The sequence below is a fragment of the Hymenobacter daeguensis genome, assembly GCF_054780555.1.
This window is the reverse complement of record NZ_BAAGWC010000011.1, coordinates 26,425-39,779: the sequence shown is the minus strand read 5'-3', so window position 1 is coordinate 39,779 and position 13,355 is coordinate 26,425. Positions and strand designations below refer to the sequence as shown.

The window sequence follows — 13,355 nt, the reverse complement described above, 5'->3', positions numbered from 1 at the left end:
CGGCAGCTAGGTGGCGCGGCTTCCTGAACTTACACCCAATGAACACCCTCACCCAAACTCAGCCCACGCCGCCTGCCCCCACGCGCCCGCCCATCCGCTTCGACCGCAACGAGGTGGCTGGCGCGTTCGGCGACCTCGGCACCGATTTGCCGCTGCTCATCGGCGTCATCGCCGCCTCGCGCGTCGACAGCGCGAGCGTCCTGATTCTGTTCGGGCTGATGCAGGTGTTCACCGGGCTGTGGTACCGCATGCCCATGCCCGTGCAGCCGCTCAAGGCATTCGCGGCGCTGGTCATTGCCCAGAAAATTCCCGGCCGGGTCATTTTCGGCGGCGGGCTGGCCATTGGCATCAGCATGTTTTTCCTGTCGATAACCGGGCTGATTGATGCGCTGGCGCGGCTGGTGCCCAAGGCCGTGGTGCGCGGCATTCAGTTTGGGCTGGCCCTGCAGCTGGCCACGCTGGCCCTCACCAAATACGTGGGCGCCGATGGCGCGGCCGGCTACGCGCTGGCGGCGGCGGCCTTCACGGTCACGGTGGTGCTGTTTGGCAACCGGCGCTGGCCGGCGGCGCTCATCGTCATTGCCCTGGGGGCGGCGTATGCGCTGCTTTTTAAGCTCGATTTTGCCACGGCCCAAAAGGCGGTGGGCCTGCACCTGCCCGCCTGGTACCTGCCCCAAACGGCCGATATTCTCACCGGCGCGGTGCTGCTGGCCCTGCCCCAGATTCCACTTTCGCTCGGCAATTCCATCCTGGCCACCAAGCAGGTGGCGCACGATTTATTCCCTGAGCGCCCGCCGCTCACCATCCGCAAAATCAGCTTCACCTACGCGCTGATGAATCTGGTGAACCCGTTTTTCGGGGGCTTTCCGGTGTGCCACGGCTCGGGCGGCATGGTGGGGCACTATGCGTTTGGGGCGCGCACGGGCGGCTCGGTGGTCATCTACGGCAGCATTTTCCTGGTGATGGGGCTGTTCTTCAGCCAGGGCTTTGCCGACGTGGTGCAGATTTTTCCGCTGCCGGTGCTGGGCGTGCTGCTGCTGTTCGAGGCCCTGTCGCTGGCCACGCTGCTGCGCGACATCAGCGGCCAGCGGAGTGACCTGCTGGTGGCGCTGCTGGTGGGCCTGCTCTGCGCCGGGCTGCCGTATGGCTACCTGGTGGGGCTGGTGGTGGGCACGGCCATCTACTACGCCATGCAACGCGGCTGGGTGGGGCTGGGCAAGAGCTTGTAGCACCTGCTTCAGCCTGTGCCCGCCCTCACGATGCACAGGCTGAAGCAGGTGCTACAAGGGGCTACACGCTCAGAATCGGCACGGGCTGCTTGTGCTCGTCCACGGCCACGAAGGTGAACAGGCCGGTGACGGCCTTGTGGCGCTCTTCGGAGTACATCTGCTCCACGAACAGCTCGACGCGCACTTTCAGGCTGGTGCGGCCCACGTACTCGATGTTGGCCACCAGCTCCACCAGCGAGCCGCCGGGAATGGGGTGCGTGAAATCGACCCGCTCGGAAGAAACCGTCACCATTTTCAGGCGCGAAAACCGGGTGGCGGCAATGAAGGCCACCTCGTCCATGAGCAGCAGCGTGGTGCCGCCAAACAGGGTGTCGTAGTGGTTGGTGGTGTTGGGGAAAACGGCTTTGAAGATGCGCGTTTCGGCGCGGGCAATGCGGTCGGCAAGGAGCATGGGCAACGGGGAAAAAAGGAGAAAAACGGCCTCCGCTTGCATCTCAGCCCTTGTTGCGATAAACTGACCACCGGCCGCACGCCACCCCGGCCGCGCCCCGGGCGCGGCGGTACGGCACCGCCGATGCCAGCCCCAAAGCGCGAGGGCAGCATCACTCGGCGGCCGGCAGGTCTCCTGACTTGTTTCGGATGGGCCCCGCCCTTCTCGGCCCGGTTTCGGCGGGCCAATGGGCACTGATGGGGCCACCGGCTCCGGCCCGTGGGGGCCGGGAAACTCACAGTAGCGCGTCTGTTCGGGAGTTGCACCCGATTCCCTTTTAATTTCCGCCGGCGCCTGGGCCCCGGCCGAAAACCGTCCGCTGATTGAAGGAAATCAAACCGAGAACCAACGCCGCAAAGGTACGCGCCCGAACCCGCGCACCGGCAGAAGCAGCCCGCCGGGCCGCGCCAGCCGGTGCGCGGGGCAATTTTTTCGATGCAAACCAAGCGGGCTGCGCCGCTGCGTCTTTACTTTGTGGTGATGGAAGTAAAGACATTCCCCATAGAGGGCCTGATTGAGTTTGTCCCCCGCATATTTGGCGACGACCGGGGCGTGTTTTTCGAAACCTTCAGCGCCCGCCTCATGGCCCAGGCCGGGGCCGACGCCCCGTGGGTGCAGGACAACCAGTCGAACTCCAAAAAAGGCGTGCTGCGCGGGCTGCATTTCCAGCGCCCGCCCCACGCCCAGGCCAAGCTGGTGCGTGTAGGCCAGGGCCGTGCCCTCGACGTGGCCGTCGATTTGCGGCAGGCCTCGCCCACCTACGGCCAGCACGTCCTGGTAGAGCTCACAGCCGAGCGGGGCAACATGCTCTACATCCCCGTCGGCTTTGCCCACGGCTTCATGGCGCTGGAAGACAACACGATTTTCCTCTACAAGTGCTCCGACTACTACGCCCCCGCCACCGAAGGCGGCCTGCGCTGGGACGATGCCGACCTGGGCATCAGCTGGGGCACCGAAGTAGCTCCGCTGGTATCGGGCAAAGACAATGAGCTGCCCGGCTTCAGGGATTTTGTGAGCCCGTTTTAGGCAGACAGCATTTAGCAGCTGTCCATCAACCGTTAGCCGCCGTTCGACCAGGTTCTTGCGGACCTGCTGAACGGCGGCTAACGGTTGATGGACAGCTGCCGACTGAAATCAGAGCAGCTCCACCAGGGTTTCCAGGGCCATGCCGCGGCTGCCTTTCACCAGAACCTGCCGGCCCGTCGTGGGGTGTTGGCGCAGCCAGTCGGCCGCTTCGGCTTTGGTGGCAAAGTGCCGGGCCGTGGCAGCCTGCGCGGCTGCGCCGGCCATTTCCGGCCCAATGAGCAGCACCTGCGGCAAGCGCAGCTCGGCCAGCAACTGGCCCAGGAGGCGGTGCTCGGCCGGGCTGTCGTCGCCCAGCTCAAACATGTCGCCCAGAATAGCCAGCTTGGTGTGGCCCGGCGATACCGGCCGGGCCGCGAAGCTGCGCAGCGCGGCGGCCATGCTGCTGGGGTTGGCGTTGTAAGCATCGAGCACCAGCTCGTTGCCGACGGCGGTGCGCACCAGCTGCGAGCGGTTGTTTTGGGGGTTGTAGCTGGCCAGGGCGGTGGCCACTTTGTGGGCCGGAATGCCGAAATGCAGGCCCACGGCGGCGGCGGCGGCCAGGTTGGGGAAGTTGTAGTCGCCGGTGAGCTGGGCGGCCACGTCGGTGCCATCGGCCAGGCGCAGGGCCACGGCGGGGTCGGCGGCCAGCAGGGTGGCGGGGTAGGTATCGACTAAATTGGGGTAGCTGACGCGCACGGGCACCTGTGCCGCCAGCGACGGCAGGCGGGCATCGAGCGTGTTGACGAAGGCCGTGCCGCCGGTGCGCGTCAGGAAATCGAACAGCTCGCCCTTGCCCAGGGCCACGCCCTCGGCCCCGCCAAAGCCTTCGAGGTGGGCCTTGCCGATGTTGGTGATGAGGCCGTGGGTAGGCTGCGCGATTTCGCACAGCGCCGCGATTTCGCCCCGGTGGTTGGCGCCCATCTCAATCACGGCAAAGTTGTGCTCGCCGGCCCGCAGGCGCAGCAGCGTGAGCGGCACCCCAATGTGGTTGTTGAGGTTGCCGATGGTGGCCAGCACCTGAAATTGCTGGGCCAGCACGGCCGTGAGCAGCTCTTTGGTTGTGGTTTTGCCGTTGGAGCCCGTGATGGCCAGCACCGGGATGCGGAACTGCTGGCGGTGCTGGCGGGCCAGCTCCTGAAGGGCGCGCAGCGGGTCGGGGGCGTAGGTGTAGCGGCCGGGGTCGGAGGCGGCCAGCACCACATCGTCGACCACGGCGTGGGCCGCCCCTTTTTCCAGCGCGGCAGCCGCAAAGGCCGCACCCCGGAAGTTGGGGCCGTTGAGGGCGAAAAACAGCGTGCCGGGCTGCGGCTGGCGCGAATCGGTGCTGACCTGGCCGCCGGCGGCCAGGTAGTGGGAGTAAAGCGGCGTGGGCATGAACGGAAAAGGCTTACCGGATGTAACTTGGTGCAAAGGTGGGCGCGATTTTTGTAGTTCGCGCCAACGGTCTATTTCAACTTTCCACCTCATCACCTTCCTATGCTTCGTTCTTACGCGTTGTTGCTGGCACTGCTGGCGTTTTCTCTCGCCGCCAGTGCCCAGGGCACCTTCGGGTTTCAATACCAGCCCGTGGCCAAAGTGGTGCACGGCACCGACACCCTGCGCAATGCCTGGGCCGGTGGCCTCAACACCCCCCAGTTCAGCCACATCGACCTGAATGGCGACGGGCAGCAGGACCTGTTTGCCTTCGACCACGAAACCAGCCGCTGCTACACGTTTCTGAGCGTGGCGGCTGCGGGAGCTGCCAACGGCCGCCGCTGGCAGTACGCCCCGGAATACGAAAGTGCTTTTCCGACCGACCTGCAAAGCTGGGTGCTGCTGCGCGACTACGACTGCGACGGCCGCGCCGACATCTTCACCTACATCAACGGCGGCGAAATCCGGGTTTTTCGGAATACGCTGGTCAATGGCCGGCCCAGCTTCACGCTGGCCACCAACCAGATTCGCTTTTCCGGTAACTTCTCGGGCACGGCCAACCTGACCATTGGCGGCTACAACCTGCCCGCCATTCAGGACGTGAACGGCGACGGCAAGCTCGATATCATGACCTACGATTTCATCAGCGCGTCCTACATCGAGCAGTACATCAACACCAGCCCCGGCACCTGCGGCGGGGCCCTCACCTTCACGATGACCACCAGCAACTGGGGCGGCATTGAGGCCTGCTCGGGCTGCGCGGGGTATATGTTCAACGGCCAGCAGTGCTTCACGGCCAAGCCCACCCACACGGGCGGCCACAGCATTCTGATGGTGGACCTGGATGGCGACGGCGACCAGGACATGCTCGACGGCCGCGACAACTGCCCGGAGCTGACGCGCCTGCTCAACCAGGGCACCACCACGGCACCGGTGCTCACGCAGGGCGGCGTTTCCGCCAGTTTCCCCTCGGCTGCCACGCCGGTATCGGTGCCGGTTTTTCCGGCCGGCTATTCCATCGATGCCAACTTTGATGGCCGCCCTGACCTGGTGGTGGCCCCCAACATGGTGAACAACCTGGCCGATATGGTGAGCATGAGCCATCAGATTCAGCTGTTTACGAACAGCGCCGCCAGCGGTGCGCCGGCGTATGCCTACCAGGCCGCCGGCTTTCTGCAAAACGACATGATTGACGTGAGCGAAGGTGCCGCGCCCACCTTCGGCGACATCGACGGCGATGGGTTGATGGACATGCTCATCGGCAACCAGGCCGACCGTGTGAACGGTGCGTACCGGGCCACGCTCACGTATTACCGCAACGTGGGCACCCGCACCCGGCCCATTTTCAAGCTGATGAACAGCGACTACCTGGGCCTTGCCACCCAGGCGCTGCTGGGCATCAAGCCGGTGCTGGTGGACCTGAACCGCGACAATGCCCTCGACTTGGCCTACAGCGTGTGGGACCGGGGCACCAACGTGCTGTACTACATTCTGAACACGGCTGCCGCTGGCCGGCCCGTGGCGTTCGACGCAGTGAATGCCGTTGATTTCAAGCGCCAGGGACCCGTGGGCGCTACCTATCCCAACCCCACCATTACCTCGGGGGTGCTGCCCTACGAACGGGGCAGCATGCCCTGCTTCACCGATGTGGACAACGACGGTTTCGTGGATTTGCTCATCGGCACCAACGAGCAGCGCGAGCCGGGCATGGCGCTGCGCTACTTCCGCAACCGGGGCCGGGGGCCGCTCGACAGCGCTTTCGTGCTGGTGAACAATGACTTTGGCCAGATTCGCGATGCCGCCGGCCAGCGCCCCGTCAACCTGAGCCCCACGGTGGCCGACTTCGACGGCGACGGCTTTCCCGACTTGCTGGTGGCCGACGATGCCGGCATTCTGCGCTACTATTCCAACTACCGGGCGATGGGCAGCCTGTTTTCGGAACGCAACGACGTGCTCTACAACCCCGTCAGCAGCCAGTACGAAACCAACCGCCTGGGCAAGGATGCCTACGCCCACTACGGCCTGGCCGCTGCCGATGTGAACGGCGACGGCGCCCCCGAGCTCTTCGTCGGCACCGAGTCGGGCGGCATCATCAGCTACAGCACCCGCAACCGGGGCACCGCCACGGCCACGCACACCGAAGCTGCCCGCGCCCTGGCCCTGAGCGTGTACCCGAACCCCGCCACGGCCTCAGCCACGGTCGAAACCGCCACGCCCACCCGCCTCACCGTGTTCGACCTCACCGGCCGCGTGGTGCTGACCGATGCCACGGCCCAGCGCCGCCACGCCTTGCGCCTCACCGGCCTGGCCCCCGGCGTGTACCTGGTGCGCGCCACCGGCCCCGATGGCGCCGCCGCCGTGCAGCGCCTGGCCGTGCAGTAAAAGGCCGCCTGTCATCGCGAGCGGAGCGCAGCGAAACGCAGCAAAACGCAGGCAACCGAGGCCAGCGTAGCTCATCCGGCCTCTTGATGCGACCTGCCTGAACAATGTGAAAAGCCCCGGCTCTGGATAGAGTCGGGGCTTTCTGTGGTAGAAAGGCTTTGTCACAACCCTGAGCTAGTCGCATTGGGACGACGGATGAGCTACGTTGACCTTTGGTTGCCGCGCTCCGCTTGCAATGACAGCTAGCCGCGCAGCTCAAACGCGTCGCCGTCGTTCAGCGCGGTGAAGCGGGTGCGGAATTCATCCAGCTCATCGCGCTTCAGGGTCTGGGTGAAAATGCCCGCTTCCGAGTGCGCTTCTACCAGGTAATTGCCCTTGGCATCCAGCAGGGCCGAGTCGCCGGAGTAGTCGTGGCTGAGGGCATCCTGCCCGATGCGGTTCACGCCCAGGGCGCAGGCCACGTTCTCGATGGCGCGGGCGCGGAGCAGCGTCATCCAGGCGGTGCGGCGCACGGCGGGCCAGTTGGCCACGTACAGCAGCAGGTCGTAGGGCTCAATCGGCTGGTTGCGGCTCCACACGGGGAAGCGCAGGTCGTAGCACACCAGCGGGCAGATGCGCCAGCCGCGCCAGTCCTCCACTAGGCGGGCCTGGCCGGGCGTGTAGGTGTGCTGCTCGCCGGCCAGCGTGAAGAGGTGGCGCTTGTCGTAGTGGCGCAGGCTGCCATCGGGCCGCACCCACAGCAGGCGGTTGAAATACGCCCCGTTTTCCTCAATGATAACGCTGCCGGTCACCACGGCATCGTGGGCGGCGGCCTGCTCGCGGAGCCAGGCCACGGTGGGGCCGCTCATGGGCTCGGCCTGGCCGGCGGCATCCATGCTGAAGCCGGTGGTGAACATCTCGGGCAGCACAATGAGGTCGGTGGGCCGGGTGAGGCCGGCCAGCTGCCGGCCAATGGCGGCGCGGTTAGCGGCGGCATCGTGCCAGTGCAGTGCGGTTTGAACGAAGGAAACGGTGAGGTCGGACATAAAGAAATTAAAATACCAGGCGGAGCCTTTTATTCGTATTGCGCCCGGTAAAACTGGTGCCTGGCATCAAGCTTCAGCTGATTATTCTTGAACCACTGCAGGAAAGCTTTCCACTTCTCCGGGTTATCTTTTTCCCACTGCGAAAAGCCTGCCTCGTCGCCGGCCAGCAGCAGCCAGTGGTTGTAGGCTTCGAGGTGGCCCGCCTGTTTGATTTGGCGCTGATAGTCAAACATCACATTGGGAATGTTCTTGCTTGCCGGCAGGCGGTAATAGTTTTCCACAAAGTTGGTCCGAATGCGGTCCAGAGCGTTCAGGTCCACGCCTTTCTCGCCGATTACTGACATCAGCATCACCGGCTCATAGACCATGCCGCCATATGGCAGCTTCAGCTTTTGGCCCTTCACCGGCACAATGACGTTGCTCTTGCTAAAGCTCACTTCTACAGTATCGGCGCCGGCAAATTTAATCTCGCTTTTGTAGGTGTCGTACAGCAGCTTGCTGATTTCAAAGGTGCGCTGGCTGTTGGGTTCCAGGTTGATGAACAGTTCGCCGTAAATCATGCCCCACACTTCTTCCGACGAATTGCAGAAGAGCTTGGAAGCCCAGTAATAATTAGAGGAAAACTCTGGCGCTATCCGAATACCACGCTCGAAATAGCCGATGGCTTTGTCGAAATCCTTCCGCCCCATGTACACGATGCCCAACTCCAGCGGCAGCCGCCCCGAAGTCGGAAATTTGCGCATACCGGCTTCATAAACCTCAATGGCTTGCGGAGAATTGCCGTTGCTATCATAGGCATTGCCCAGCAGTTCAAACGTGCGGTCGCTGGCATCGGAGAGCTTTATCAGGGGTTCGAGCATCTCCAGCGCCTGGGCGTATTTCTTCTGCTGATAGTACGCCAGGCCGAGTTCGTAGGGGTAAGCCGAGCGGGCCGGGTCGAGCTTATGCGCCTCCTGGAGCAGGCCGATGGCTTCATCGAGCTTGCCTTCGTCCATGAGGCGGATGGCATTCAGGCCTTTGGTTTCAGCATCTTGCTTGGCTGTTTGGCCAAGGGAGGCCAGGCTGGTGCTGAGGGCCAGCGCAAGGCCGGCAAAGCGTAAGCGTTTCGACATAATGGAAAGGAATATGAGGAGGGCAAAGTACCGCGAAGCGGCCTCAGGCACCCGTTTTGAGCTGAGGCCTGTCAGAAAGTCAACATTCGACCAGCCTGACGCTGGCCCGGCAGTTGCCGCTTCCAGCATTGCACTGCACGGGAAAGATGCTTCGCTGCGGCGTTATGCACACAATGTCTTGCACGAGGCTTTGGAAATCTTGGCCTACCGCAGCCGTTGCGCCGCCGCATCCAGCGTGGCGGCTTCCTTCGCGAAGCAAAACCGAATCAGCCCATCATCAAAGCCATCGTGGTAAAAGGCCGATACCGGCACCACGGCCACGCCCTTTTCGCGGGCCAGAAACTCGGCAAATGCCACGTCGCTGGCGGGCGAGAAGGCGTCGTAGCGGGCCAGCTGGAAGTAGCCGCCGGGCACGGGCAGCAGCTCCCAGCCCGCGCCGGCCAGCAGGCGCCGAAACTGGTCGCGCTTCGCCTGGTAAAACGGGGCCAGGCCCCGGGCGTGGGCATCGGCCGGGTCGGCTTCCAGGGCATCGGCCAAGGCGTGCTGGGTGGGCGTGCTCACGGCGAAGGTGAGGAACTGGTGCACCCGGCGCACCTCGGTGGTGAGGGCGGGCGGCGCAATGCAGTAGCCCACTTTCCAGCCGGTGGCGTGGTAGGTTTTGCCAAACGACGAGAGCACGAAGCTGCGCTCGCGCAGGGCCGGGTGCTGGCGCGCGCTCATGCGCGGAGCGCCGTCGAACACCAGGTGCTCGTACACTTCATCGCTCAGCACCAGGGCATCGGTCCCCTCGAGCAGGCGGGCCAGCTCGTGCCAGTCGTTGGCCGTGAAAACGGCCCCGCTGGGGTTGTGGGGCGTGTTCACCATCACCAGGCGGGTGCGGGCCGTGAGCACCCGGCGCACGGCATCCCAGTCGGGCCGGAAGTGCGGCGCGGGCAGGCGCACGTAGCGCGGCACGCCGCCCTGCAGCCGGATGGCCGGCCCGTAGAGGTCGTACGCGGGCTCAAACACCAGCACCTCATCGCCGGGGCGCACCACGGCGGCCAGCACGGCATACAGCGCCTCGGTGGCCCCGGCCGTGATGGTGATTTCGGTGGCCGGGTCGGGCGCGGGGGCATCGGCCTGCAGGCGGGCTACCTGGGCGGCAATGGCGGCCCGCAGGCGCGGCAGGCCGGGCATGGGCGCGTACTGGTGGTGGCCGGGCGTGCGGGCGTGGCGGGCCAGGGCTTCGAGCAGCTCCTGCGGCGGGTCGTAGTCGGGAAAGCCCTGGGCGAGGTTGATGGCCCCGGTTTCCTGGGCCAGCAGGGTCATTTGGGTAAAGATGCTGACGCCAACATCGGGAAGCTTGGAGTGGAGCACGGGGTGATGGAAATAGGGCGGCGAAACGGTTCTGTGGTGCTGAGCGCGCCGCCAGAAACCTCATCCATGCAGGAGAAGGCCCTCGGCTAGCTTCAGCACGGCAAATAAGCGCAGGAGCGGGGCCGGAAACCTACAAATAAATCCGAAACGTGGTGCCTGCATCCACGGCACTGCTCACGTCCAGGCGGCCACCGTGGTTCTGCACAATGCGATTGACCAGGTACAGGCCCATGCCCGTGCCCTCGACGTGGGCGTGGAAGCGCCGGAACAGCTGAAACAGCTGCGGCCCGAACCGCTCCAAGTCGATGCCCAGGCCGTTGTCTTCCACGGTCAGCACGGGGCGGCCGGTCACGGCATCGGGGCTGGCGCTGAGGCGGATGCGCGGCGGCCGGCCCGGCGCGGCGTACTTGATGGAGTTGCTGATGAGGTTGAAAAACACGCTCTGCAGGTTGGGGCGCACAAACGTCACGGCCGGGCAGGTGGCAACGTCCAGCTCGAACACGGCGTGGGACAGCGCCACCTGGTCTTGCAGGCTGGCAATGACTTCGGCCACCAGCGGGGCCAGCGCCACCGTTTCGGCGGGCAGCTCCTGCTGCTGGCGCTGCACCTGCACAATGGCGCTCAGGTCGTCGATGGTGGCATAAATCCGGGCCAGGGCGCGCTCAAAATAATCGATGAGCTTGACGGCATCGGGGTCGCGGAAATAGGCCGTACGGGTCAGCTCCTCAAAAATGCCGGCCATGTTGTTGATGGGCTGCTTGAGGTCGTGGCTGGCGGTGTAGATGAAGTTGTCGAGGTCTTCGTTGGTGCGGACCAAGCGGGCGTTTTTCTCCTCCAGCTGCTGCTGCGCCTGCTTAAAGTCGTGAATGTCGGTATTGGCCCCCACCCACAGCACCACCGCGCCGCTACTGTCGTGCAGGGCTTCGGCGCGGGTCAGAAACCAGCGGTAGTGGCCCTGGCGGTTGCGCCAGCGGTGCTCGGTTTCGAGCGACTCGCCAGTGGCCAGGCTGTGGTGCCAGCGGGCGTTGGCGAGCGCCAGGTCGTCGGGGTGGATGAAGTGCTCCCAGCCCCAGTCCTGCAGCTCGGCAAAGGTGCCGCCCGTGAAGTCGTACCAGCGCTGGTTGTAGTAGTTGAGGCGGCCGTCGGGCCGGGCCGTCCAGGCCATCTGGGGCAGGGTTTCGAGCAGCTGCTTGAAGCGGGCCTGGCTGGCCAGCACCTGCTCCTGCAGCACGCGCAGCTGGTGCACGTCGGTGTTGGTGCCGTACCACTTCAGGAGCTGGCCGCCGGGCGCGCGGCGGGCCTGGGCCTGGCCCAGAAACCAGCGGTACTGCCCGTCGTAGCGGCGCAGGCGGAACTCGGCCTCGTAGTAGCGCTGGGTGGCAATGGCGTGCTCCCAGCGCTCCTGCATGTGGCGCTGGTCGTCCGGGTGCACAAAGCTGAGCCAGTGCGCGGCCCCGTTCTGGTCCATGGCCACGCCCAGGTAGGCCGCCGTGCGGTGGTTGTAAAAATCCACCGTGCCATCGGGCCGGGCCGTCCATACCTGCTGCGGAATGCTCTCGACCTGAATGCGCTGCTCCTCCTCGCTGTCGCGGAGCTGGTCCTGCAGGCGGCGCAACTCGGTCACGTCGGTATTGGTGCCAAACCAGCGCACGGCTCCGGTTGCTTCGTCGCGAATGGGGCGCGCCCGGCTCAGAAACCAGCGGTACTCGCCATCGTGCCGCCGCAGCGGAAACGTGTCTTCCCAGGGCTCGCCGCTCCGAATGCTGGCCAGGTAGCGCTCGGCCACGCCCGCCAGCCGGGCGGGGTCGTGCACGGCCCGCCAGCCATCGCCCCGCATGGTGGCCAGGTCCGAGCCGGTGTAGTGGTACCACTGCTGGTTATACCAGAAAATATAGCCCGTGTCGTCGGCCATCCAGGCCAGCTGGGCCATGTTATCGGCCAGGGTGGCAAAGTCGGCGCGGCTGCGGGCCAGCTCCTCGTCGCGGCGGGTTACTTCGGCAGCCAGGTCCTCGGCCTCGCGGCGGGCCAGCACACGCTTGGTCACGTCCACGATGAAGGCCAGAATGCCGGTGGTCTGGCCCTGCTCGTTGCGCAGGGCCTGGTAGGTAAAGTCCAGGTAAGCCAGCCGGCCGGGCCCCGGGGCCGAGTCCTGAAACACAATCGGGGTGTCGGTGCCAATGAAGGGCCGGCCCGTGCGGTACACCTCATCGAGCAGGCTGATAAACCCCTGTTCCTCCAGCTCCGGCAGGCACTCGGCCGCGCGGTGGCCCAGCCGGGCGCGGTGGCCCACCAGCGCATCATAGTTCGGATTGGTGAAGGTGAACCGGTGGTCCGGGCCTTCGAGGGTGGCAATGAGGGCCGGGCTCTGGCTCAGAATCTGGCTGAGCTGCCGGTCTTTGGCTTCGAGGCGCTGCCGGGCCTCGCGTAGCTCATGAATCTCAAAATCAGAGCAAAACCACTGGCGGGGCCGGCCGGCCGCCTCGGCATCGACCAGCGGCTCGGGCACGCCCTGGCTCACAAACCACCGGTATTGGCCATCGTGCCGGCGTAGCCGCAGCTCGTAGCGCCACGGGGCCCCGGCAGCCAGGGCCGCCGCATACTCCCCGGCAATGCGGGCATTATCGTCCGGGTGCAGGCAGTCCATCCACACCTCGGCCAGGTCGGCCGTCAAATGGGTGCCGGTATAGGCATACCACTGCGGGCTGAGGTAGAGCACCCGCCCGTGCTGGTCGCTGATAAAGGTGATGGAAGGCAGGCTTTCGGCCATCAGCCGGAACTGCTGGCGCTCCTGGGCCAGGGTCTGCTGGCTGCGCAGCTCCGCCGTCACGTCGAGCATTCGCAGCAGCACGTACTGAGCGCCGGTGGCCGGCACAGACTGGAGCGTGGCCTGCCAGTAGCGCAGCGCCGGGCCGCCGGCTTCGTCCAGCGTGGGCATCAGCCGCTGCGTGGCACCGGCCTGGGCGGTGGCCAGGCCCGCCGCCCAGGCCGGCGCCGGGGCCACCACCGACCCGGTACGCGCCAGTGCGGCCAGCAGCGTTGGCAGGGGCTGGCCAATCAGCGCCGGACCCGGCACATCGGCGGGCAGCAAAGCTGCCAGGGCCTGGTTCAGCTGCAGCACCGTGCCGTCGGGCGTGAGCACGCCGTGCGGCACGGGCAATAGCGAGAAAATCAGTTCGAAGTCCAGAACGGGCGGGGCAGAGGGGAGCATAATCGGAGCATTCGAACGCAAAGCGACCGGCCGGCTGCTTTTTCGTTTTCAAAGATAGGTTCCCGCCACGCCGTG

9 protein-coding genes and 1 riboswitch are annotated in these 13,355 nt (G+C 65.4%); of the genes, 3 read left to right on the top strand and 6 right to left on the bottom strand.

Annotated elements, in window-relative coordinates; genetic code table 11:
- The first annotated feature begins 38 nt into the window (after window positions 1-38).
- Complete coding sequence (locus ACYVHT_RS13435; protein ID WP_460552482.1) at window positions 39-1,229, top strand: putative sulfate/molybdate transporter; 1,191 nt, start codon at window positions 39-41, stop codon at window positions 1,227-1,229.
- Between the two features lie 61 nt (window positions 1,230-1,290).
- Here ACYVHT_RS13435 and ACYVHT_RS13430 read toward each other — a convergent pair whose 3' ends face one another.
- Window positions 1,291-1,680, bottom strand: coding sequence for an acyl-CoA thioesterase (locus tag ACYVHT_RS13430; protein WP_460552479.1), 390 nt, complete (start codon window positions 1,678-1,680; stop codon window positions 1,291-1,293).
- A 147-nt stretch (window positions 1,681-1,827) separates the two neighbouring features.
- Window positions 1,828-2,051, bottom strand: a riboswitch (cobalamin riboswitch).
- Window positions 2,052-2,154: 103 nt separating this feature from the next.
- On the opposite strand from ACYVHT_RS13430, the gene rfbC reads away from it, so the two are divergent.
- Window positions 2,155-2,745 (top strand): dTDP-4-dehydrorhamnose 3,5-epimerase family protein, encoded by a 591-nt coding sequence (gene rfbC / locus ACYVHT_RS13425; protein WP_460552476.1) that lies wholly within the window; start codon window positions 2,155-2,157, stop codon window positions 2,743-2,745.
- Between the two features lie 108 nt (window positions 2,746-2,853).
- Here the strand turns inward: rfbC and ACYVHT_RS13420 are convergent, their stop codons facing one another.
- Window positions 2,854-4,158 (bottom strand): UDP-N-acetylmuramoyl-tripeptide--D-alanyl-D-alanine ligase, encoded by a 1,305-nt coding sequence (locus ACYVHT_RS13420; protein WP_460552473.1) that lies wholly within the window; start codon window positions 4,156-4,158, stop codon window positions 2,854-2,856.
- A gap of 102 nt (window positions 4,159-4,260) precedes the next feature.
- Here ACYVHT_RS13420 and ACYVHT_RS13415 point away from each other — a divergent pair, with 102 nt between their 5' ends.
- Window positions 4,261-6,579, top strand: a complete 2,319-nt coding sequence (locus ACYVHT_RS13415) for a T9SS type A sorting domain-containing protein (RefSeq protein WP_460552470.1) — start codon at window positions 4,261-4,263, stop codon at window positions 6,577-6,579.
- 242 nt (window positions 6,580-6,821) lie between these two features.
- Here the strand turns inward: ACYVHT_RS13415 and ACYVHT_RS13410 are convergent, their stop codons facing one another.
- The 4 genes from ACYVHT_RS13410 to ACYVHT_RS13395 form a co-directional block, all read right to left on the bottom strand.
- Window positions 6,822-7,604, bottom strand: coding sequence for a nitrilase family protein (locus ACYVHT_RS13410; protein ID WP_460552467.1), 783 nt, complete (start codon window positions 7,602-7,604; stop codon window positions 6,822-6,824).
- 29 nt (window positions 7,605-7,633) lie between these two features.
- On the bottom strand, window positions 7,634-8,716 hold the full coding sequence (locus tag ACYVHT_RS13405) for a tetratricopeptide repeat protein (RefSeq protein ID WP_460552464.1): 1,083 nt from the start codon (window positions 8,714-8,716) through the stop codon (window positions 7,634-7,636).
- A 204-nt stretch (window positions 8,717-8,920) separates the two neighbouring features.
- A complete protein-coding gene (locus ACYVHT_RS13400) occupies window positions 8,921-10,072 on the bottom strand; it encodes a methionine aminotransferase (RefSeq protein WP_460552461.1) in 1,152 nt (383 codons plus the stop codon).
- Window positions 10,073-10,202: 130 nt separating this feature from the next.
- A complete protein-coding gene (locus tag ACYVHT_RS13395) occupies window positions 10,203-13,280 on the bottom strand; it encodes a PAS domain-containing protein (RefSeq protein WP_460552458.1) in 3,078 nt (1,025 codons plus the stop codon).
- Window positions 13,281-13,355: the final 75 nt, after the last annotated feature.

Coding starts and splice junctions, on each gene's coding strand:
- ACYVHT_RS13430 (WP_460552479.1), bottom strand. CDS start 1,680: ATGCTCCTTGCCGACCGCATTGCCCGCGCCGAAACGCGCATCTTCAAA.
- ACYVHT_RS13415 (WP_460552470.1), top strand. CDS start 4,261: ATGCTTCGTTCTTACGCGTTGTTGCTGGCACTGCTGGCGTTTTCTCTC.
- ACYVHT_RS13420 (WP_460552473.1), bottom strand. CDS start 4,158: ATGCCCACGCCGCTTTACTCCCACTACCTGGCCGCCGGCGGCCAGGTC.
- ACYVHT_RS13410 (WP_460552467.1), bottom strand. CDS start 7,604: ATGTCCGACCTCACCGTTTCCTTCGTTCAAACCGCACTGCACTGGCAC.
- ACYVHT_RS13435 (WP_460552482.1), top strand. CDS start 39: ATGAACACCCTCACCCAAACTCAGCCCACGCCGCCTGCCCCCACGCGC.
- ACYVHT_RS13395 (WP_460552458.1), bottom strand. CDS start 13,280: ATGCTCCCCTCTGCCCCGCCCGTTCTGGACTTCGAACTGATTTTCTCG.
- ACYVHT_RS13405 (WP_460552464.1), bottom strand. CDS start 8,716: ATGTCGAAACGCTTACGCTTTGCCGGCCTTGCGCTGGCCCTCAGCACC.
- rfbC (WP_460552476.1), top strand. CDS start 2,155: ATGCAAACCAAGCGGGCTGCGCCGCTGCGTCTTTACTTTGTGGTGATG.